General features: G+C 40.8%; 20 protein-coding genes. 12 read left to right on the top strand and 8 right to left on the bottom strand.

The annotated features are described in order from the left end of the window. Positions 1–457 precede the first annotated feature (457 nt). Positions 458–1,405, top strand: coding sequence for an NAD-dependent epimerase/dehydratase family protein (locus tag H6G79_RS10355; RefSeq protein WP_190589029.1), 948 nt, complete (start codon positions 458–460; stop codon positions 1,403–1,405). A 470-nt stretch (positions 1,406–1,875) separates the two neighbouring features. Here H6G79_RS10355 and H6G79_RS10360 read toward each other — a convergent pair whose 3' ends face one another. From H6G79_RS10360 to H6G79_RS10380, 5 genes are all read right to left on the bottom strand, one after another. Continuing rightward, positions 1,876–2,427: a hypothetical protein gene (locus H6G79_RS10360; RefSeq protein ID WP_190589027.1), complete on the bottom strand. Its 552-nt coding sequence runs from the start codon at positions 2,425–2,427 to the stop codon at positions 1,876–1,878. Positions 2,428–2,708: 281 nt separating this feature from the next. Continuing rightward, complete coding sequence (locus tag H6G79_RS10365; RefSeq protein WP_190589026.1) at positions 2,709–2,849, bottom strand: hypothetical protein; 141 nt, start codon at positions 2,847–2,849, stop codon at positions 2,709–2,711. Next, complete coding sequence (locus H6G79_RS10370; RefSeq protein WP_190589023.1) at positions 2,839–3,069, bottom strand: hypothetical protein; 231 nt, start codon at positions 3,067–3,069, stop codon at positions 2,839–2,841. The genes H6G79_RS10365 and H6G79_RS10370 overlap by 11 nt, the downstream gene beginning before the upstream one ends. Before the next feature lie 261 nt (positions 3,070–3,330). Continuing rightward, positions 3,331–4,215, bottom strand: coding sequence for a protein kinase family protein (locus H6G79_RS10375; protein ID WP_190589021.1), 885 nt, complete (start codon positions 4,213–4,215; stop codon positions 3,331–3,333). A gap of 91 nt (positions 4,216–4,306) precedes the next feature. After that, positions 4,307–6,520 carry a phosphoketolase gene (locus H6G79_RS10380; protein WP_190589019.1) on the bottom strand — a complete coding sequence of 738 codons (2,214 nt, stop codon included), beginning with the start codon at positions 6,518–6,520 and terminating at the stop codon, positions 4,307–4,309. Between the two features lie 759 nt (positions 6,521–7,279). Between H6G79_RS10380 and H6G79_RS10385 the strand changes: the two genes are divergently transcribed. Together H6G79_RS10385 and crtO are read left to right on the top strand one after the other, a co-directional pair. Further along, positions 7,280–8,038, top strand: coding sequence for a DUF2993 domain-containing protein (locus H6G79_RS10385; protein ID WP_190589017.1), 759 nt, complete (start codon positions 7,280–7,282; stop codon positions 8,036–8,038). A gap of 104 nt (positions 8,039–8,142) precedes the next feature. Continuing rightward, positions 8,143–9,837, top strand: a complete 1,695-nt coding sequence (gene crtO / locus H6G79_RS10390; protein ID WP_190589015.1) for a beta-carotene ketolase CrtO — start codon at positions 8,143–8,145, stop codon at positions 9,835–9,837. Positions 9,838–10,080: 243 nt separating this feature from the next. On the opposite strand, the gene H6G79_RS10395 is transcribed toward crtO, so the two are convergent. After that, entirely contained in the window at positions 10,081–10,779 is a 699-nt protein-coding gene (locus H6G79_RS10395) for a hypothetical protein (protein WP_190589013.1), read from the bottom strand. Positions 10,780–11,235: 456 nt separating this feature from the next. Continuing rightward, the gene (locus tag H6G79_RS10400) at positions 11,236–11,790 is read right to left on the bottom strand and encodes an SRPBCC family protein (RefSeq protein WP_190589012.1); all 555 of its coding nucleotides are present in this window, start codon (positions 11,788–11,790) and stop codon (positions 11,236–11,238) included. Between the two features lie 391 nt (positions 11,791–12,181). Between H6G79_RS10400 and H6G79_RS10405 the strand changes: the two genes are divergently transcribed. The 5 genes from H6G79_RS10405 to lpxD all read left to right on the top strand — a co-directional run bounded on the left by H6G79_RS10405 (position 12,182) and on the right by lpxD (position 16,737). After that, positions 12,182–12,376 (top strand): hypothetical protein, encoded by a 195-nt coding sequence (locus tag H6G79_RS10405; RefSeq protein WP_190589010.1) that lies wholly within the window; start codon positions 12,182–12,184, stop codon positions 12,374–12,376. Positions 12,377–12,580: 204 nt separating this feature from the next. Next, positions 12,581–12,745, top strand: coding sequence for a rubredoxin (gene rd / locus H6G79_RS10410; RefSeq protein ID WP_190589008.1), 165 nt, complete (start codon positions 12,581–12,583; stop codon positions 12,743–12,745). Positions 12,746–12,971: 226 nt separating this feature from the next. Beyond that, entirely contained in the window at positions 12,972–14,270 is a 1,299-nt protein-coding gene (locus H6G79_RS10415; protein ID WP_190589332.1) for an NAD(P)/FAD-dependent oxidoreductase, read from the top strand. A 203-nt stretch (positions 14,271–14,473) separates the two neighbouring features. Then, complete coding sequence (locus H6G79_RS10420; protein ID WP_190589006.1) at positions 14,474–15,547, top strand: hypothetical protein; 1,074 nt, start codon at positions 14,474–14,476, stop codon at positions 15,545–15,547. A 143-nt stretch (positions 15,548–15,690) separates the two neighbouring features. Continuing rightward, the gene (gene lpxD / locus H6G79_RS10425; protein WP_190589004.1) at positions 15,691–16,737 is read left to right on the top strand and encodes a UDP-3-O-(3-hydroxymyristoyl)glucosamine N-acyltransferase; all 1,047 of its coding nucleotides are present in this window, start codon (positions 15,691–15,693) and stop codon (positions 16,735–16,737) included. A gap of 213 nt (positions 16,738–16,950) precedes the next feature. On the opposite strand, the gene H6G79_RS10430 is transcribed toward lpxD, so the two are convergent. Then, on the bottom strand, positions 16,951–17,856 hold the full coding sequence (locus tag H6G79_RS10430) for a CoB--CoM heterodisulfide reductase iron-sulfur subunit B family protein (protein WP_190589002.1): 906 nt from the start codon (positions 17,854–17,856) through the stop codon (positions 16,951–16,953). 316 nt (positions 17,857–18,172) lie between these two features. On the opposite strand from H6G79_RS10430, the gene H6G79_RS10435 reads away from it, so the two are divergent. The 4 genes from H6G79_RS10435 (at position 18,173) to H6G79_RS10450 (ending at position 22,913) form a co-directional block, all read left to right on the top strand. Beyond that, positions 18,173–18,424, top strand: a complete 252-nt coding sequence (locus tag H6G79_RS10435) for an acyl carrier protein (RefSeq protein WP_190589000.1) — start codon at positions 18,173–18,175, stop codon at positions 18,422–18,424. A 147-nt stretch (positions 18,425–18,571) separates the two neighbouring features. Then, on the top strand, positions 18,572–19,819 hold the full coding sequence (fabF, locus tag H6G79_RS10440) for a beta-ketoacyl-ACP synthase II (RefSeq protein WP_190588998.1): 1,248 nt from the start codon (positions 18,572–18,574) through the stop codon (positions 19,817–19,819). A 365-nt stretch (positions 19,820–20,184) separates the two neighbouring features. Next, positions 20,185–22,197 (top strand): transketolase, encoded by a 2,013-nt coding sequence (gene tkt, locus H6G79_RS10445; protein WP_190588996.1) that lies wholly within the window; start codon positions 20,185–20,187, stop codon positions 22,195–22,197. Between the two features lie 284 nt (positions 22,198–22,481). Continuing rightward, entirely contained in the window at positions 22,482–22,913 is a 432-nt protein-coding gene (locus H6G79_RS10450; RefSeq protein ID WP_190588993.1) for a DUF6006 family protein, read from the top strand. Positions 22,914–23,028: the final 115 nt, after the last annotated feature.

A 23,028-nucleotide genomic window follows, 5' to 3' on the forward strand; every position in this document is an offset into this window, starting at 1 on the left:
AAAGTCAATTTTTAACTCTTGCACCATTGACAGTGGTAGCCAGATTGCCACCATGCTGTACTAAAACTACTCGCGGATCAATTTTTCACTAATTTAGGTACTGATGCAAGTCCTGGGTTGAGAGTCTAGAGGCTGGGGGTTAGAGGCTAGTAGGTTGGGTGCAGGCGCACAAGAAATATTGAAAAAAATATGGCATATAGCAGTCCTAAATCATTCGTGAACCAAAAGATCCCCGATTTCTTCAAGAAATCGGGGATCTGAGCTTCTTGATTTTCACCAATCAAAGTTGAAAATTAAATTTTTATCAGAAAATCTCAATAAATATACCTAAGTAATTCTGCGATATTTCCATGATTAATTTAAACATTACTGCTAAATGATGACGTTTATACAAGATAAGTATTAACCTGTGAATATTGCAATCAGGGAAATATCAAAAAACGGTTAAAGAGGGAACATGGCTAAAATTATTGTGACGGGAGCAGCAGGTTTTATTGGTTCTCATGTTGCAGAAGTACTGCTAAAACAAGGAGAAGAAGTAATTGGGATTGATGAGTTTAATGATTACTACGATCCGATATTAAAACGTAAGAACATTGCTCTTTTAAACTGCTGGTCTAACTTTAAATTAATTGAAGGAAATATTCAGTTTTTAGATTGGCAAAATTTACTCCAAGATGTAGAAATTATTTATCATCAAGCAGCCCAAGCCGGAGTTAGGGCGAGTTGGGGTGATGGTTTCCGTGCTTATACTGAACGGAATATCAATTCGACACAAGTTTTATTAGAAGCAGCTAAGGATGCAAAACATCTGAAAAGATTAGTTTTTGCTTCTACATCTAGCGTTTACGGTGATGCGGAAACTTTACCCACCCACGAAAGTATCTGTCCCCATCCGGTTTCGCCTTATGGCATTACCAAGTTAGCCGCAGAAAGGTTGTGTGGACTATATCAGAAGAATTTTAATGTGCCGATTGTGGCATTGCGCTATTTTACAGTTTATGGGCCGAGACAACGCCCAGATATGGCATTTCATAAGTTTTTCAAGGCTATTTTGCAAAATGAAGCAATTCCGATTTATGGGGATGGACAGCAAACACGGGACTTTACATTTGTGAGTGATGTTGTGGCGGCAAATTTGGCGGCGGCGAGTGCAGCAGAAGCTGTAGGGAAAATTTTTAATATTGGTGGTGGTAGCCGAGTTGTGTTAACTGAAGTGTTAGATACAATGGCGGAAATTGTTGGTCAACCAATTAAGAAAAACTACATAGAAAAAGCAATGGGAGATGCACGCCACACGGCGGCGGATATATCCCAAGCGCAGAAAATTTTAGGGTATCAGCCACAAGTGTCGCTGCGGGAGGGGTTAACACAAGAATGGCAGTGGGTGAAGGGATTATATTAAATGAGTAAGATTTGGATGTAATGCGATCGCATTTTAGGAGTGAAAGTCACAAATTTCGGAAAACTCCCGCGATCGCTTTTTTGGTGTAGATTCGTAAAGGCAATCATTACTGTCGCCGAAACAGCTTTTGCGATGATTTTTATATTGAAGCCATTCCCGCCGAGAACTAAAGTTCCAGGCTAATAGCCAAAGTCCACTTCAGTGGACTGGAATAAATTTATTCTTGAGTCCTCTTGAGAGGACTTGCGCTATGAGACTCGGAATTGATTCCGAGGCGGGATTGAGCAAAGTCGAAGAATCACGAATTGCAAATTTCATCAAAATGCTGCTTCACGTCCTCTAGTAAAAGTCAAAGCATCACTTCCTCTTTTTCCAGATAAAAAATACTCCACTGTAGGTTGGGTGAAACGAAGTGAAACCCAACACATAAATCTGGGTTTTCCAGAATATTTTTTGTTCAAAACGGGTGATTAATTAATTACTACAGAAGATGGAAGCAGAGATGCGATAAAAGCCATTATTGATTCTATTAATGGATGTCGTTGTAATATTTTTATTTCTGTATTTGTGATGTTGTCAAATATTTTTGCATTTATTTGTTCACCTTTTCCAAATACTATCTCTAAAAACTCTTTAGGTTTACTTTGGGCTAATTGCCATTCTAAATCATTAAATTTGCGTTGTGCTATTTTTTCAATTAATGATTTATCTTGTAAAAATACAATTTCTATTTCGGGAACTGCAAAAAAGATTTGATAGGGAATCCCTGGTGATGCTTGATTTAGTGCATAGTTAATTAAATCATGTCTTTCCCATATTTGAGATTCGTTATCTGTATCTGCATCTAAGACAAGAGCAACAGGTGTGTTTCGAGTCGCAAGCAATGAACTAGCTAAAGAACGCGCACCATAAGAGCTTTCACCCGCTATAAATTGAATATCTTGAGTCAGATTTTTTGGCAGTAATTTTTGTAAAATTTCTTTATCTTTATTGCCTACCGTAATTATGTATACCAATGTCATATAAAAATCTCAAACAAATGGATTTATGATTCTTAATTTATTTTCTATTAACTGATTATGTTGCATATCTTCTGAGTAAATGATGAAACATTCACTTAATAAAGCTGTAGATATAATCAAACTATCCCAATAAGAGTAGCTATATTTATTGTTGATTTCTAATGCTTGTATAACCTCTGTTGTGTTAATTGCCAGAATTGGAAAGGTATTAACTATATCTGATATAATAGTGGTGGCATCTGTTGTAGATGTGAATTTTTTCTAGTTAAAACATGAAATAATTAACCTAATACTTGAGTGCTAACTAGCAAAGATGAATAATTATGTTTAATGATTTCTGCAACTTGTTGGGATTTTTCAGGCGGATTTTTAGCATAGAGATAAATCCAGAGGTTAGTATCGAGAAAAATTTTATCTTTCATAAATTTCGTCTCGATTAAATTTATAATCTGCGGGGAGTTGGAAAGAGTAGTTATTAACTCGTGCTAGAAATTGCTGAATTTTTGATACTTGATGATCTTGATTAGGCTCACTGGGTTCAATAATCATAATTTGTAGGGTTTTACCTTCTAATTCAGAACTGAGTTTTTCGCTTAAAACAAGTTCACCGTTGGTACAGGTTGCTTTGATGATTTGCAGCATTATGAATAACTTTAAATCCTAAATTGATGAGTATAGCTATAATTCCATTATAAATTATGCAATTCACAGCATCACTTCCTCTTTTTTCAGATAAAAAACACTCCCATGTAGATTGGGTGGAACGAAGTGTAACCCAACAAATGATATCAATGCTCATAACAAAAATCTATTAGCTGGAAATCAAGGTTATTTGGTGTTGGATTACGGCGCAAATATTAATTTGTTTTTCTGCGAAGATGCAAGCTTGCGTCTCCACCCCAACTACTCATAACTCTTACTGGCTTCTAATATTTCACGCCAAAAATCTAACGCTGTTTCAGTTCTATGAGCAACGTGTCTGCGTAATGCTTTTGCTATTGCATAACTATAAGGTGAAGGAATTTTCTCTGCCATTTGGCGTGGTGTGCCATTTAAAATTTCCTCCTGAGTGAATTCAGTAACATATCCAACAAGTAAGCTTAATAGTAATAATCCTGTATGATATATATCTACTTTTCTTCCAATTTGTCCATATATTGTTGGGTTAAGAAATTCTGGAGGTAGCATCCAGTTAGCAAGTATTGTATTAAAAGTATTAATGTCATTTTCTAGCCTGCTTATTCCTAAATCACCAATCTTGAATTTTAGAACTGGATCTTGATTTGGTAGCATAGGATTGTTTATCAATGAAACAAATACATTGCCATGATGAATATCTTTATGAACGTAGCCACAACTATGAATAAAATCAATTCCTTGTAGTAAATCTCTTGCAATACACGGCAAAAGTCTTTCTCTTTGGTCATCAGGCAGCACAAGCAAATCTTTGAGTGTACAATAACAACGTTCAATAATTAGGTAGAAAGTATCTTGATACTCAAAGGCATCATAGATATAAGTAATATTGGGATGGCGAAGATACTCTAACTTATTTAACTCTTCTATCCACTCTTGTCTAACTTGCTCATAAGTACGATTTTTAGGAACAATTATCTTAGCGACAAGTTCATTTCCCCATTCATCTGTACATTCATAAACACAGCCAAAGTACCCTTGTCCAATAGTTTTACCAATAGAGTATGAACGTCCTTGTCCATTAGTAATAAATTCACCGTACATAGGTGGGCAGAAAAGCTTTTGTCTGTTTAAATTTTGAAAATTAATCATTAAGTTTTTTTGATTATTAAAAGGCTAATAATAGTAAACCTCATCCAAGATAACACTTAGATGAGGATATAAGATTAAACTAAAACTCAGCTTAATGTACTAACTCAATAGCCCGCTTCGTCAACGCTTCAGCAGTCAAACCATTAAACGCCATCAACTCACCAGCACTAGCTGTAGTTTCGCCACGTTTCCAGGCAAAAGTATCACGCTTGCTGTTACTTCTCAACATAATTGGTTCTAGCATTGCCGCAGCACCACCAGTTACACCAATTAACGCATCACCGCCAAATAATTCAGTAAATTTTACATCATCAATAAAACCACCATCGGCTTCAGAACAAGTATCCCAAGCCACATCACTAGGACGATATAAACGCCGAGGATTAATAACAGAAACTATCTTCACCCCAATACCTTCTGTTTCTAAGAAAGCGGCGGCTTCAAATACAGGAATTAATGTCATATCACCGATAACTGCAAAGACAACTTGCTTTCCGCCAGCAATTTCATGTAATACTATTGCACCATCTTCTAAGCCTTGCTGGGTCTGTTTTAATGTTGTATGAATTGGCAAGGGTGACTTACTGGCAGTGATGACAATTCCTTTATTTTTTGTTGTCAATGCCCAGTCATAACAAGCTTGGATACTATTAGCATCAGGTGGGAATAAGGGGAAGACATTTCCATTTCGCATCATTGATGCAAAGTAAGCTTCAATTTCGGGACGTTGGTGAGTCCAACCGTTACGTCCTTGTTCTAATGCGCCTGCTGTGAATAGAGTAATTGTTGAGGGTGTTTGACGGCGTAATTCTGCCATTGCTTGGATGACTGTTTGCCAAATTGGTAAACCATTGATGGCAAAAGATTCGTAAGAACACCACAAAGTTCTCGCACCTATGAGTGATAAACCAACAGCTAAACCTGCACAAGCATCTTCACTTAATGGTTCATAAACTTGACCGTTTGGTGCTTGGTTATATAAGTCGTCAGTTGTGGGGTGAATAATTTTTAATGCTTGGTTGATGTTGCCAATTCCTGATGCTTCGTTACCGTCGGCGTTGGTAACGAGGAAATTTTTATCCTTTTGTCCGACGATACCAACTAACCGTCCCATTGCGGTTGTGGAAACTTTGGGTTCGCCACCAACTGCATATTCTTCTAATGGCAATTCACCTAAATCTGCCAATGGTAATTCAAATTCTGTCACTACAGTTTTCGCAGCCGGGCCACCACCAGCGCGTTCGGCGTTAGTTCTAACTGTTTGCCAAGCTTCTTGTGATAAGGCGCGTGTTTGCAATGCGCTGATAATGTGCGGTGCATCTAGGGTGTCTTTGGGATATAAGTTGTGCGATTTTGCACCTCTGGCGTGAACACCTGCGCCTTTGAGTTGTTTGATAATAAATACGGTGAGTTTACCACTGAGGGCAGAACGGGCGGCTTTATCAACGGCGACTAATACGGCTTGGGTAAAGGCGAGGCGTTGCTGGAAGGAAAAGGCGGTACTATCAACGTAGTCGCCTGGTTGATTTTGGTCGTCAAATTCTTTGGCATCAACGAGAATGACTTCTGCAAAACCGTTACCTTGCCAGTAGGCTTTCATCTCATCATTGGTTTTGAGGGAAACCATACTGTGATGTTCTTGGCTGTAACCGTTCCACACCAGCACGGGTAAGAAGTTGGTAACGCTGGGATAGGCGGTGTTGAAGTGTGCCATTGAACTCATGATGTAGGGTTCACCTAGTCCACCGTCGCCGAGGGTGAAGGGGAAAAGTTGGTCACGGTGGAGGAGTGCAGCCGCCATTGCAAAGTGTTGCCCTTGTCCCAAAGGCCCGGCGGGTGCGAGAATACCGGGGATGTAACCGGAAAGGTGTCCTAAAAGTCCGTGTTTTTCGCGGAAGCGATCGCGCAATTGTTGTACTGTAAAAATGCCCATGTCTTCTAAAGAGCGATCCAAAAACATGGCACTATAAAATCCAGGGGCGTGGTGTCCCACTTCGGTAATAATATTTTTGTAGCCCAGCATGACTAACGCTGCATACGCTTCCGCTTGGCTGGCAAACCCGCCTGGGTGTCCTGATGCTTTACTCCCAGTGATTTGCAATGTCAGGTAACGCAAGGCATCAGCAGCAAGTAAAGTTTGATATACGGCTGTGGTATCTGAAGGAGATGCGATCGCTACTTTATCTGAATCTATCGCAGGTGTAGCACCATAAGTGGCAAAATCTGGTAACGCTTCGCCAAAATATTGAATTCCTTCACAAAAATCAGGAAGCGCGGAAGCTGCCTTTGGTGTAATTGCTGTCATGCTGAGTACCTTATAACAATGAAGGGAAACTGTAGATGCCCGTGGAATTTAACAAAAATTTTACATCTTCAGGGCTGTAACAGTTTATTGCATTTTTACAACCAAAGGATAAGCAGTTTAAATGATTGTTAGAGAAAAACTTATATAGGACAGGTGAGAGGTGATAGGTAACAGTAAAGCAAGATGTAGAGAAGACCTCACAAAAATCATCACTTACTAATGATGATTTTTTTCAACCCGCCCATATTTATTCAAAAATCAAATAGAAACCCTATATTTTTCGCTTAGGGATCTGCGGGTTAATAGTGTCCCAACCAGCCAGGTTTCGACACTTCTCCTACCGGAGACGCTACGCGAACGACAAGCTCAGTGCATCGCTTCGCTCAACCCTCAAAGATCGAGAGTTGAGCGGAGTCGAAACTCGGTTTACTGGTACTTTATTTTCATGCAATTCCCTTAGTGGAGTTAATATTTGCTTTCTTATACCAATTCTATGTGAGTCTGCATTTAATCTTCATATCTCTTCTTTCTTTGTGTTCTTTGCGCCCTTTGTGGTTCGTTCTTTAATTCAGTGCATCTTCATGCAGAATTGGTATTAATTTCATCTCATCTTCCCAATACCTTTCATTCAGTATCAGAATTTACCTGTCACCTGTCACCTTTTCCCTTCTAACCATCTGTATATACCATCCTGTAGATCCTTTTTTGGGTATGTAAGGTCTAAAGTAAGCATTATGGGACGCTATGAGATAAAAATCCATGCCAGAAGAACGCAGGTTGGAAGAAAAATTCATCTCCCAGGAAGCCGAACGCCAGTTATCCAACCAACTGGATGAAGCTGAACAAATTGATGTCGATGTGCAGACTGATTTGTTCAAGATAGTTCAAGGACAAGCGGATGGTGTTTCTTTGAGTGCCAAAGGATTGGTTTTTAAAGAAAATATCCGGGTTCAAGACATCAAACTGCAAACAGATAAAATTGCCGTCAATCCTGTAAGCGCGATTTTTGGACAGATTGAATTAAATGCGCCAGTAAATGCGATCGCTCGCATTATCATGACAGAATCAGATATTAATCAAGCCTTAAATTCCGAATTTGTACAGAATTCGCAAAAAAATTATGAATTAAATGTTGAGGGTGAAAATGTCAGGTTGGAAATGCAAAATATACAATTAGCTTTCCCTGGTAATAATAAAATTCAATGCCAAGGATTAATAGGCATTACAGAAAAAGGTAAAAATCGCCCGCTTGGTTTTACTGCCCAATTCCAACCCAAAACTTACACTAATCCTATCATTTTAGAAAGTTTTAATTGCCATCAGGGTGAAGGGATAACTTTTGAATTAGTTTTAGCAATCATACAGAAAGTCAAAGAACTACTTAATCTGCAATATTTTACCTGGGAAGGGACAAAATTTAAAATTATCAATCTGGATGTCAAGCAGCAGCATTTAATACTCTTAGTTGAAACTCAAATGCAGCATATCCCAGCTTCTATCTCAGAAATGACTAATTAGGAAAATCATTATAGTATTAGTTGATTTAACTAAATCTACTTAATCTTGTAATTTTTTTTGAGTCTTTGTAAGATTAACAAGCCACTCTATTATAAACTATAAATATGCAAGAATATGATGTTGTGATTATCGGTGCAGGACATAACGGACTAGTTTGTGCAGCATATTTGCTCAAAGCTGGCTATAGTGTCCTACTTTTAGAAAAACGTTCTGTTCCTGGTGGTGCCGCAACAACTGAAGAATGTTTACCCAAAGAAGCACCAGGATTTAAATTTAATTTGTGTGCAATTGACCATGAATTTATTCACTTGGGGCCAGTAGTTGAAGAATTAGAACTGAAAAAATATGGCTTAGAATATTTAGAATGTGACCCAGTGGTTTTCTGTCCCCATCCCGATGGCAAATATTTCTTAGCACATAAATCTTTAGAAAAAACTTGTACAGAAATTGCTCGTTATAGTGAACGTGATGCTAAGAAATATGCCGAGTTCACTGACTATTGGCAACGGGCATTAGGCGCAATGATTCCCATGTTTAATGCACCACCTAAGTCAATTATAGATATTGTTGGTAACTACGACATTACAAAACTCAAAGATTTATTCTCAGTGATTGGTTCACCAAATAAAACACTGGATTTTATTCGCACAATGCTAACCAGTGCGGAGGATTTACTCAATGAGTGGTTTGATTCGGAATTTTTAAAAGCGCCACTAGCCAGATTAGCATCAGAATTAGGTGCGCCCCCATCACAAAAAACCCTTGGTATTGGTGCAATTATGATGGCAATGCGTCATGATCCTGGTATGGCTAGACCGCGTGGTGGCACTGGTGCATTAGTCAAAGCTTTGGTGAATTTAGTTACTAGTAAAGGTGGCACAATTCTCACAGATCAGCACGTAGAAAAAGTGTTGATTGATGATGGTAAAGCTGCTGGTGTACGCGTTGCTGGTGGTACAGAATATCGAGCGAAATATGGTGTAATTTCTAATATTGATGCCAAGCGGTTGTTTTTGCAAATGACCGATAAAAGCGATATTGACTCAGCCGATCCTGATTTGTGGGAAAGATTAGAACGCCGCATTGTTAACAATAACGAAACCATCCTCAAAATCGATTTGGCTTTAGATGAACCTCTGCGTTTTCCTTTCCACGCGCACAAAGATGAGTATCTTGTGGGTTCTATTTTAATTGCTGATTCTGTGGCGCATGTGGAACAGGCTCACAGTAAGTGTACCTTGGGCGAAATCCCAGACTCTGATCCATCAATGTATGTAGTGATGCCCAGTTACCTTGACCCCACCTTAGCACCACCAGGAAAACATACTGTTTGGATTGAATTTTTCGCCCCCTATCAAATTGCAGGTGCAGAAGGTACAGGCTTAAAAGGTACTGGTTGGACTGATGAATTGAAAAATCAAGTTGCTGACAAGGTAGTTGATAAGTTAGCTACTTACGCACCTAATGTCAAAACAGCGACTATTGCCCGACGGGTAGAAAGTCCCGCAGAGTTAGGAGAAAGATTAGGCGCATACAAAGGAAACTACTATCACGTCGATATGACTTTAGATCAGATGGTATTTTTCCGCCCTCTACCAGAAATCGCCAACTATAAAACCCCCATTGACAATTTATTCTTAACTGGCGCGGGTACTCATCCCGGTGGTTCAATTTCGGGAATGCCAGGACGCAATTGTGCGCGGGTATTTTTACAATCGAAGCATCCCATTACTCAGACTTTGAAAGATGCTAGGGATTCGATTAAATCGACTGTCGGTTCTGTGTTTGGGATTGTTTAGCCTATAACTTACGCACAAAGATTATCTGTGGAGATTGGGTGTAAGGGTGTGTGACATAAGGGTTTTAGATACATACACCCTTCCCTACACCCTTGCCAAAACCCTTGATTTTTCGTTTTTATGCGTAAGTCCTAAAATAAAAACCCCACAGAAATTTGTGGGGTTATTTTGTGAATTACGGTGACTCTAGTTATCTAAAACACATCAAATTTGTTCAGTTCAGGTTATTTTATGTTACAAAAACTAAACATTTGCGAGGCGTTGTTCCAACTCTTCCAGGCGTTGAGCCATTAAGCTGATTACTTCTTGGCTATCGTCTACCCCATTAGGTTCGCCGGGTTGAGATGTCACAACAGGCGGACGCACTAGAGATGGTAATCTGACTAAGCTACCACCGCTTGCTGTAGGCAGAGCGTAGGCAATTTGATCAAAGTCAGGAACAGAATCATCGATATTTTTGGGTAGGAAAGTTCCGCGATGTTCTGGAGTTACTAGCAGTTCATAAGATGGCCCACCGATTGTCGCTCTAGAGATGCTCACATACCCACGAATCTCTAAATTTTTAGCTCCTGTAAACAGGTCTACATTTTGCAGATCAGGTAGTAAAGTAACTAGTGCGGTATCATTCGCAGGAATACCAACATTAAAAGTAAAGCGTTTAGGATTACCTGGAACTGGAATTAATTCAGAAAAATCATTATTTCCTAAAACATCACGGATTGTGACTGTATCTACTAGATTTAATTCAGGTGTCGTCGCTGTAAATTCTAGTCTCAAGCGTGCAGGTGCATCAGTAGTATTAGCAATAGTTAAAAAGTAACCTTGCACAACTCTACGAGCAACTTTTCCTAGCTTTTGAACAACATCGGGTGGTAAATTACCTAAATTATCTGTAGGAGCAATGGGGTTAACAAGTAATTCAAAAGTTGAAACTAATGGCATAATTAATTCTCCATGTGATTTAGTTTATTTCTCTAAGCTTGTGATGATTATTGCCAGATTTATAAATGGCAAAATCACAAAATTAGAGTGGGATTGCAGACTGAGGAATGTTTTTTTGTCCGCTAATTATTCCACAGGCTTAAACTTTGTATTTACGCAAAACTTCTGACTCTTTAATATTTCTTTACAATTGTCTTGGCTGAGGTATATCCAGAAAATTGATTAAAGTCTTGCAGCGTAAGGATTATCAGATATATGAATCTATGTGAGAAATACAGAGAAAGCATATATACTCATCTCCAATGACTCACACACCTCTATTCCCTGTCTCTGTTGTAAAATAATTAAGGCTTGCTATTATGCAATAAATTCTACTGATAAAAAATATAGCCCAGACGTTTATATGGTCTGGGCTATATGCAGAAGCCTAAATTAATTCTGTTGTCAATATTGCGATTACTGCTTACACATAACCTGACGCATTTTCCGCATATTTGCAGGTAGTTCAAAGTTCATAGCTTGCTGAATAAAAATTGAAGGGATGGGAATATTGGGTGTGGCTTGGACATTATAAGCCAGCAAAGTGCCGTTACCAAAATCTTTTAAATCTACGCAGGCGCTAAAGTCTTCAAAAGTGCCTTTTTCCATACGGAAGTGAATTTGTTGTCCAATGACTTCCGCAACGCTGAGATAAATTTCGACTTGGGCTGTGAAAAATAAAAAGGCTTTTTGTGCTGCTTGGTACAGGCGTTTTGCTTCACCTCTGTGCATAACTTCGCTTCTGGTGATATCAGGAAAATATTGCACCCAACGAGGGTAGTCAGTGAGTTGCTGCCATACGTGCGATCGCATCATCGGTAAATACATCCATGCAGTAACTGCACCGCCCCACGCCGTATGCGATCGCGCTTCTACCAAAATTTCGCCCTGCATTAACAATCTTCGCTTGTCATCGCTCCAAGGCATATCTAAACCTGCAATAATTGGGTCGGAAATATGAGACGCAGCCATATTAAATTACTCACTCCTCACTTTGCCACACTTCCAGAGTTAAAGTTAATCAACGTCTATTAGACTTTAAGATCAACCCACTCAAATTTAGTTCCACTTTTCAAACACCATTTTCCGGAACTAATATCATCTCCTGATATTTTTCTGTGAAATCACTTATAAAATCGTATTGCTGATTACATTTAATCAAATCTAAATTTCGGCAACTATAACAATAACACTACTTTTAAATATATAGGATTCATATTTGATTTATGAAAAAATATAGTACACCTAGATCAAGCTTATTTCCTACTCCCCACTCCCCACTCGCTACTTAATAAAGATAATTCCCAAAATCAAACCGCATTACTATAGAAGTGTAATAAATTTTGAATCAAAGGCACATTCCATGAATCAATCTTCCTTAAATCGTTGGCTAACTCAAGTTTTTGGAATGCTACTAGGCATTGGCATTACCATTTGGATTCTTAGGGGTTTTGGGCTTCTGACCTTTCTCCCAGGTGGAATCATTTGGTTGTTTATTTTAGGTGCGATCGCTGTGGCAATCATCAATTTCGCCCAAAGAACATGGTGGCGTTTCTAATCTAGAACTAATCAGCAAATTATGTGATTTTACTGAAATAAGGTTGTCGAAGCTGGTAGAAATACAACTTTTTCAACTTATTTGATTTTAGTTTTTTAAGAAATAAACACCATATAGAGAAAATGCGGAGGTTTGAGTACTGAGTGCTAAAGCAAAACCTCAATCATCCTGCAAAAATCATTTAATAAATTCAGGGAGAAAACAATGGAAACTTACGAATGCACTGTTTGTGGCTACGTGTATGATCCAGAAGTGGGTGATCCTGATGGGGGAATTGCCCCAGGAACACCATTTGAAGATATCCCGGAAGATTGGGTGTGTCCCGTTTGCGGGGCGACAAAAGACCAATTTGAACCAGTAGAAGTGTAATTTGGGGAGTAGGGAGTGGGAGAGACAGGGGAGACAAGGGGGACAAGGGAGACAAGGTATAGAAATGACGGATAAAAACAAAAAATCACGCGGTGAAATTCAGCCGAACTGTGTTGTGATTTCAAACCCTGACACCGAGTCTCCACAGAAAATATTTGTGCGTAAGCCCTAAGATAAAAGAACAAATGACTATTGACCATTGACTAATCAACGAGATTCTTTAAAATTGCAACCGTTACAAATTGTCGTTATTGGGGGTGGGGCTGCGGGATTTTTTGGTGCGATCGCTTGTGCTAATGCCAACCCTTACGCCCGTGTTATTTTACTCGAAGCCAGCCGTCAACCATTAGCCAAAGTCAGAATTTCTGGTGGTGGACGCTGCAATGTCACTCATGCTTGTTTTGAACCAGCCGCCTTAGTGGCGAATTACCCCAGAGGTGGAAAAGCTTTGCGGGGTGCTTTTAGTCGCTTTCAAGCTAAAGATACGATTTCTTGGTTTGCTAACCACGGAGTACCACTGAAAAAAGAAGCTGATGGACGAATGTTTCCGGTGACAGACAGTTCGGAAACAATTGTGCAGTGTTTGATGAATGCGGCTGAAGACAATGGGGTAGAACTGCGGACTGGTACACCAGTTGTCTCAGTGAAACGATTACCCAACACTCAGCACTCACACTTCGACTCCGCTCAGTGTACAACACTTGAAACTCAAAACTCAGCACTCAGCACTCAGTTTGAAGTTTATTTGAAATCAGGTGAAACTTTAAAATGCGATCGCCTACTATTAGCCACTGGTAGTAACCCCATCGGCTATAAAATCGCCCAAGAATTTGGTCATCAAATTGAACCACCCGCGCCTTCATTATTTACCTTTAACATTCCTGACCCTAGTTTGCGGGCTTTAAGCGGTGTGAGTATGAATCCAGTGCGTTTGCGGCTGTCTGTTCCCCAACAACCAGCCTTAGAACAAATAGGCCCGTTGCTGATTACCCATTGGGGTGTGAGTGGCCCGGCGGTGTTGAAACTTTCGGCTTGGGGGGCGAGAATGTTGTATGACAATCGTTATCAAGCCACTTTAACAATTAACTGGCTACCTGATTTATCACAAGAAGAAGTCCGGGAGAAAATTGTAGCAGTTAAAAATGAATGGGGAAGAAAAGCGATCGCCTTACATCGAGGAATTGATTTACCCCATCGTCTTTGGCAATACTTGATCAACCGAGTCGATATTAATACGGAACTTCGTTGGGCAGAAATCCCTAACAAAACCCTAAATCAATTAGTGCAAGAAATTTCCCAGGGTAAATACTTAATTAATGGCAAAGGTGCTTTCAAAGAAGAATTTGTTACCTGTGGTGGGGTTAGCCTTAAAGAAGTAAATTTTAAAACAATGGAGAGTAAATTAACTACTGACCTTTACTTTGCCGGTGAGATTTTAGATATTGATGGGATTACAGGTGGATTTAACTTCCAAAGTGCCTGGACAACGGCTTATTTAGCAGGTTTAGCAATGGCAGAAAATTAATAAAAACTACAGAATCCCGAATGTGAGCTATCTAAGTACTGTATCCTTTGTTTTACTGTGAAGAAGTGGGAATAATACTTCAGTAATGCTACATCAACCGTAACAAATAATACTTGTTTTCAAGCATTTCTCTCATTGTCACTCCACATTTGCAGCAGCCACCCTAGAGTAAGCGATTTTTCGCATTTTTTGTTGAAGGGTGTATGTCAAACTACCAATCTACTCTGTCTGAAATTACATTGCAGGGCAGTCAATATATGCTGCATGGCTTTCCCGTATTAGGAATGCCATCTCAAGAACGTGCCGTTAAATACTTCAGTCTGAATCCATTTCTCCCAGATGCCCAGAATCGTTGTCCGGTTGAATGTGCTTATTGTGTCTGTCACCAAGACCGGGAATGGCATCATCATCCAGAAAGCTTTGAGAATAATGTCACCCCGGCTGACCTAATTGATCGTTTATTAGACCGGATTTTTGCCACCCCAGAAGGACAAAAAGGCTATCCCATTTCCTTATGTGACTATTCTGATCCGTTCATTCCAGCCCATCGGGAACGTGTATTGTCAATCCTCGATGCACTGATTGACCGTCAAGCCGCCAACATGGTCTACATCACCACCAAAGTTCATCCAGGTCAAGCATTTCTCGAACGTTTAAAAGCTACCTTAGCCAGGCCAAATGCGCTGCGAGTCACAGTTTTTGTGAGTTTACCACCTTTGAAACCTGGTTATGAACAAGCCTCGATTCCAGGAAGAGTCAGGCTGTTACAAGATTTAGTCCAACTGGGTATTCCTTGCTGCTGGTATCTGCGTCCTTTAGTAGAACAGTGGTTTGATGAAGCGTTGATGTGGCAATTAGCACGTACACTTTTACCCTACGTCGCCCATCATGTAATTTTGTCTGGGATTGTCATGTCGGAAGAAATTGAAGAGAGTTTATTAAAACAAGGCTTGATAGTACCCCAATGGGATCGTACACAACCAGGGCGCAAACAACTTTTATCAGCAAAATTTGAGTCGCAATTGCGTTCTATTCTCAGCACAGTAGCCAGTGAACACAATATTTCCCTTGGCCCAGTCATGGGACATCGACTCTGTGGTACAAATGGTAATCATGCTTACGGTTGTTTGATGTGTGCTAAACAAAACCGTTATTGCCAACTGTTTCAGCTGCATCACTACGGTGAAACGATCACGGCTGAAGATAATCAACGATTAAAAGTCCTGTTGCGGCAGAATCTCCAACCTAAAGTGCCATCAGCCGAAGAATGCCATTAAAAATACACTATTTAGAATTAGAATTCAGAATTTATTAATGGGGGATGCAAATCCCCTATTTTCTTGTTTACAGGACTTACGCACCAAGATAGTCTGTAGAGACAATAATCTTGCTTGCGACAAGTTTTCAATCAACCTAAAAAATGAAATTCAGCGAAATCATCAGCCAATTCAGGGAAATTACCACTAATAACAGTCTGATAACTTACCCAGACCAAGATATAGACATCACCGGGATAGCAGCGATTGATGAAGCCATCACTGGGACTATTAGTTATGTCGAAGGCAGTAAATTTGCGTCTTTAATTAATAAGACAAACGCAAGTGCCTTAATTCTGCCCGAAGATCCAACTTTGCAAACTCAAGCCCAAGAACGTGGGATTCCTTGGGTAAGTACAAAAGAACCAAGACTCTTATTTGCCAAGGTTTTGACTCTGTTTTATCAACCATATCGCCCCAGTCCAGAAATTCATCCGACGGCGGTGATTCATCCCACCGCAAAGATTGGTAATGATGTTTACATCGGCCCCCACGCAGTAGTACAAGAACGGGTGGAAATTGGCAATTATGCGATTATTCATCCGAATGTTGTAATTTATCCAGATGTCAAAATTGGCGATCGCACTACCTTACACGCTAACTGTACAATTCACGAACGCAGCCAAATCGGTGCAGATTGCGTAGTTCACAGTGGCGCTGTGATTGGTGCAGAAGGTTTTGGCTTTGTACCTACCCGCACTGGTTGGTTCAAAATGGAACAATCAGGCTACACAGTACTAGAAGATGGTGTAGAAATTGGCTGTAACAGTGCTGTTGACCGTCCAGCAGTCGGTGAGACGAGAATTGGTAAAGATACCAAAATTGACAACTTAGTACAAATCGGGCATGGTTGCCAAATTGGTGTGGCTTGCGCGATCGCCGGTCAAGCCGGGATGGCTGGCGGTGTAACATTGGGTAATCGCGTGATTTTAGCAGGACAAGTGGGAGTTGCCAATCAAGCTAAAATTGGTGATAGAGCAACCATCTCGGCTCAAAGTGGCGTTCTGCACAATGTTGACCCAGGAGATATTGTCTCTGGCACTCCTGCGGTTCCTCATAAGGTATATCTTAAAGTAGCTAGTATTTACAGCCGTTTTCCAGAGATGTATCAGTTTTTTAGACAACTACAACGTCAATTAGGGCAAAAATAAGTGGTAATTAGAAAGGCAAAAGTAATAGGACTGACGCAATTGTCAGATTTTTTTCGTTGAGCCTGTCAATAGTCAATGGTCAATAGTCGAAAAAAACCTTGATTTTTGACCATTGACTCTTGTACCAGAAAATAGGTGTGGTAGTACAACAAGGCAAAAGTAAAAGGTCAAAAAGAAAAAGAAAATAATTTTTACTTTTACCTTGATCAATGATCAATATCCCAATTTTTCTAAAACTGGTTTTGTCGAAACAATATGTCTGTCTAACCCAAGTTCTTCAGGTTTAACTCCTAGTGCTAAAGCAATTAACTGCGGTAAATGTAATACTGGCAAACCTAACTTTTTGCCAATGACTTTTTCTACTTCTGGTTGACGGGAATCTAAATTTAAATGGCACAACGGACAAGGTGTCACTAAACAATCAGCCCCATTTGCTATGGCTTCTTGAATGTGCATTCCTGCCATTTTAAAAGATTCATTGGTGGCGTAACTAGCCAATGGCCAGCCACAACATTGGGTGCGACCACGATAATAAATTGGTGTTGCACCCACAGCCCGAAACACATTTTCCATTGCTTCTGGTTGGAAAGGATCATCTAATAGCATGGTTTTTTGTCCACGCAACAGATAGCAACCGTAAAAAGCAGCACATTTTAAATTGGTTAACTTGCGGGTGACGCGCTGGCTAATTTCCTCCAAGCCATAATCTTTGACCAAAGCATAAAGCAAATGTGTTACTTCTGTACTGCCCTGATAAGGCGAACAACCTTCTTTTTTGAGTAAGCCATTTACTTGCTCAACATAAGTCGGATTGCTATTTTGGCAATCTTTTAGGCGTTCATTAACATGACCAATGACACCTTGACAGGTACTACAATGAGTGAGTAGTGGAAGATTTAAGGATTCTGCTAAAGCAATATTTCTGGCGTTGACAGTATCTTCCAACAATTGAGAATCTTCTTTAAATGTGCCGGAACCACAGCAAGCAGCTTTTTTGAGTTCAATCAATTCAATTCCTAAAGCTTGCGTGAGGGCTTGGGTAGATTGATACAGTTCTCGACAAGCACCTTGGGCGACACAACCTGGAAAGTAAGCGTATTTCAGCGTTGAAGTAATCATAAAAATAAAAGGGACTAGGGGTTAGGGACTAGAGGCTAGTCTTGTTTGTTACACAACACTCGGCACTAGGAATTTATTTGGACATTAGTCAAAAAAATAGTAACAATTAGTAAGTAGAAGCATTTATACAGTGTAGGCGATCGCCAAAATTGTCATACTACCTTATCTAACCCTGGGGGGCTAGGGAAAAAGTTTTCGAGAAGAAAATACTTCGGTAGTATACGGGCGATCGCGCTTTCCGATAAGATGTATATGCTCAAAAACCATGTCACTCATCAAGAGCGGCTAATAGCAACTGGTCAAGGAATTTTATTGTATGAGCCAAAAAGATACTTTTGAAAAGGTCAAGAAAAGCGTCGCTGATCAACTAAGTGTTGACGAGGAAAAGATTACTCCCAAATCTAATTTTATCGATGATCTAGGTGCTGATTCCCTGGATCTCGTCGAGCTAGTTATGGCTTTTGAAGAAGAATTCGAGATTGAAATTCCTGATGAAGCCGCCGAAAAGATTTTGACAGTCCAAGATGCGGTTGATTACATTAACAATCAAGTTGCCACATCCGCTTAAGAAAGTGCTGAGTCAAAAGTGCTGAGTGCTGAGTAGTCAAGAGTTAAGAATTATTTTATCTTTCTCACTTAGTCTTCCTACTTAAAAACTCAGCACTCAGCACTCAGCACTCTCATTTGCAGCTTTCTCGCTACCTTTAACTGAGTCATGACAGATTATATACGTAAACGTGTTGTGGTAACTGGTGTTGGCGCGATTACACCTATTGGCAACACACCGACTGAATATTGGGAAGGATTAGTCAGTGGACGCAATGGTATAGACTACATCACCCATTTTGATGCGTCCAGCCATGATTGTCGCATTGCTGGTGAAGTCAAAAACTTCGATCCACATGCTTATCTAGAGCGCAAAGAAGTCAAGCGGATGGATCGATTTTCACAGTTTGGGGTTTCAGCAGCAAAACAGGCATTAGCGGATGCAAATCTGGTAATTAACGAGCTAAACGCAGAACAGATAGGGGTGGTCATTGGTTCTGGCGTAGGTGGGATTAAGGTATTAGAAGACCAGCAAACAGTCTACCTGAACCGTGGCCCCGATCGCTGTAGTCCCTTCATGATCCCAATGATGATTGCTAACATGGCAGCTGGATTGACAGCCATTCACACTGGTGCAAAAGGGCCAAACAACTGTACCGTGACTGCTTGTGCTGCTGGTTCCAACGCCATCGGGGATGCTTTTCGCCTGATTCAAGGAGGATACGCTCAAGCTATGATTTGTGGTGGCTGTGAAGCAGCAATTACACCCTTATCTTTAGCTGGATTTGCTGCCTGTAAAGCCTTGTCTTTCCGCAATGATGATCCGACTCATGCTTGCCGTCCCTTTGATCGCGATCGCGATGGATTTGTCATGGGTGAAGGTGCGGGAATTTTAATTTTAGAAGAACTGCAACACGCTCTCAGTCGTGGCGCACGCATTTATGGGGAAATGATTGGTTATGCGATGACTTGTGATGCTTATCACATGACCTCCCCGGTTCCCGGTGGTGAAGGTGCAGCTAGAGCCATTCAACTAGCACTCAAAGATGCAGGTATTACCCCAGAACAAGTAACCTACATCAACGCGCATGGCACAAGTACTCCAGCCAACGATGCCAACGAAACCAAAGCCATCAAAAAAGCCTTGGGCGAACATGCTTATAAAATAGCGGTTAGCTCTACAAAATCAATGACAGGTCATTTGTTGGGTGGTTCTGGTGGTATTGAAGCCGTTGCAACTGTATTGGCGATCGCCAACGAAAAAATTCCCCCAACCATTAATCTCGAAAATCCTGACGCTGAGTGTGACTTGGATTATGTGCCTCACACCAGCCGCGCCCAAACCATTGAAGTGGCGCTATCTAATTCCTTTGGCTTTGGTGGTCATAATGTTACCTTAGTCTTCAAAAAGTACTGAGTGATGAGTAATGAGTGATGAGTAATGAGTAATAAGTGTAGGATTAATACTTCACACTTCGTACTTCTCCTCAGATTTGCCAGACAAAAGTATCATAGATATCATTCCCAGCTGAACCAAGGGTTCAGCATAACCAATATTCTCAGGTCGATTAATTACCATAAACTCAGGAGATCCCGCTTGTCCATCGCCAATCGGGAATGGGATGATGAGGATACGGTAGGGGAATACCTATCAGTTATCAGTAATCAGTTCAGAGCAGTAGTAAATTCTATTTTGATAACTGTTAACTGTTAACTGTTCTAACAACCCCGGTAAATGAGAAGATCGCAGAGTGCTAACCCGTCGTTAAAAACAATCTTATTATGGCTGTTGCAACCCAATCCCTCGAAGAACTGTGTATTAACTCAATCCGCTTCTTGGCTGTCGATGCTATAGAAAAGGCAAAATCGGGACACCCAGGGCTGCCGATGGGCGCTGCTCCAATGGCATTTGTGCTATGGGATCGCTTCATGCGGTATAACCCCAAAAATCCCAAGTGGTTTAACCGCGATCGCTTTGTCTTGTCGGCTGGTCATGGCTCGATGTTACAGTATGCACTGCTGTACTTAGCAGGTTATGACAGTGTAAGTATCGAAGATATCAAGCAATTTCGTCAGTGGGAATCTAAAACCCCTGGACACCCAGAAAACTTTGTTACCCCAGGGGTAGAAGTTACCACTGGCCCTTTAGGACAAGGTATTGCCAACGGAGTTGGTTTAGCCATCGCTGAAGCACATCTGGCAGCTAAATTCAACAAACCCGATGCCAAAATTGTTGACCATTATACTTATGTCATTCTCGGTGATGGTTGCAACATGGAAGGTGTTTCTGGTGAAGCAGCTTCCCTGGCTGGACACTTGGGCTTAGGTAAACTCATCGCCCTTTATGATGACAACCACATCTCTATTGATGGTTCTACAGATGTGGCATTTACAGAGGATGTTTCTAAGCGTTTTGAAGCTTATGGCTGGCATGTGCTTCATGTGGAAGATGGTAACACCGATTTAGCAGCCATCCACAAAGCCATTGAAGCAGCAAAAGCTGTCACCGACAAACCATCAATGATTAAGGTGACAACCACCATTGGTTATGGTTCTCCTAACAAAGCCAACACTGCTGGGATTCACGGTGCAGCTTTAGGTGGAGATGAAGTAGAATTAACCCGGAAAAATCTGGGTTGGGAAAACGAGCCATTTGTGATTCCGCAAGATGTTCTCAACCATACCCGCAAAGCAGTAGAACGCGGTGCAGGTTACGAAGCTGACTGGAACAAAGCATTTGCTGACTACAAAGCTAAGTATCCTCAAGAAGCGGCTGAATTTGAGCGTTATATCAGTGGCAAACTAGCTGATGGTTGGGATAAAGTACTCCCCACCTACACCCCTGAAGATAAAGGCTTACCCACACGTAAACATTCCGAAACCTGCCTCAACAAATTGGCTGCGGTTTTACCTGAATTGATTGGTGGTTCCGCCGACTTAACCCACTCCAACTTGACCGAAATCAAGGGTAAAGGCGACTTCCAAAAAGGACAATACCAAAACCCCAACATTCACTTTGGTGTGCGGGAACATGCAATGGGCGCAATTTGTAACGGTATTGCCTTGCATGATTCAGGGTTGATTCCTTACGGTGCTACCTTCCTGATCTTCACCGACTATATGCGGGCGGCTATTCGCTTATCTGCCTTGTCTTTAGCAGGATCGATTTGGGTAATGACTCATGACTCCATCGGTCAAGGTGAAGACGGCCCCACCCACCAACCAATCGAAACCCTCGCTTCCTTGCGTGCTATTCCTAACTTGACAGTGATTCGTCCCGCCGATGGTAACGAAACCTCTGGTGCATACAAAGTAGCGATTGAAAGAGCAAAACAAAATGATCCTACTTTGTTGGCGTTAACTCGGCAAAACGTTCCTAACTTAGCAGGTACATCTATTGAAGGTGTAGCTAAGGGTGGATACACTGTTGTTGATTCTGAAGGTACACCAGAATTAATCATCATTGGTACTGGTTCAGAATTGAATCTTGCTGTTACTGCTGCTGAGAAACTCACAGCCGAAGGTAAGAAAGTACGTGTTGTCTCCTTACCAGCTTGGGATTTATTTGAAGCACAAGACGCAGCTTATAAAGAATCTGTTCTGCCAAAAGCTGTCACCAAGCGTTTAGCTGTAGAAGCTGCTTCTAGTTTTGGCTGGCACAAGTACATTGGTACTGACGGCGATACTGTTACCATTGACCGCTTTGGTGCTTCTGCGCCTGGTGGCGTTTGTTTAGAAAAATTTGGCTTTAGCGTTGATAACGTATTAGCTAAAGCTAAACAATTGTTGGGTTAATCGCAACAGCCAACATATTCTCTTAATTTGCCAGGGTGGGTAATTTACCTGCCCTTTTTTTGTTGTTCATAGGACTCGTATACAAACGAAAAATCCAGGTTTGGAGAGAGGGTTTAGGGGTGTGTTTATCTAAAACCCTTACACCCCATGCCCTTTCACCCTTGCACCCAGCCTCCACAGAAGATTTTTGTGCGTAAGTCCTAATTATGTTGCATAAACGCTAAGACCGATACATATAGATTAAATGAAAAGTACAGATTAAATTTCCGTATTGGTGAAGCATCATGAAAAACATTACAAAGTGGCTTTTAGGCTTGGCGATCGCACCTGCTGGTTTATTGTTATTATCTAGTCACACTCAAGCTAGTCAAGTTGCAGGTGAGTGGTTCTTTGGTTTTTGGGATTGTAACATTGACGGTAGATCAGCCCGAATGGAATGGAAAGTAGTAGATGACCCCCAAACTAGTTGCAATGGGAATATTTGCTCTACTACTTCTGGTGTGCGTTTAATTGGGCGGTTCAGTGATAACGGTAGCGCGTGGGTTCCTTTAGCAAAACGTTTTTCTAGCAACCGCAGACAAGATTTAGGTATTCGTTATTTAGGCGCAGAACAAGATGATTGGTATCTGAAATACAACAGTCAAACTCGACGCGCAGAGGGTTGGACAACCTGGCGCGGTAATCGCTATCCATTACAATGTCGTAAGCGCAGATAAGTGGTAGTAACCTAACATTTGCTGTTCAAAGAATGAACGTTCGAGTTCTGAAGGCAAAGTTTCAGCCTTTTGACTCGAACGTTGAGGTTCTGAGGGTTAACGTTGAGGCTTTGAG

Source organism: Anabaena sp. FACHB-83 (genome assembly GCF_014697485.1).
In the GTDB taxonomy this organism is placed as follows: Bacteria; Cyanobacteriota; Cyanobacteriia; order Cyanobacteriales; family Nostocaceae; genus Nostoc_B.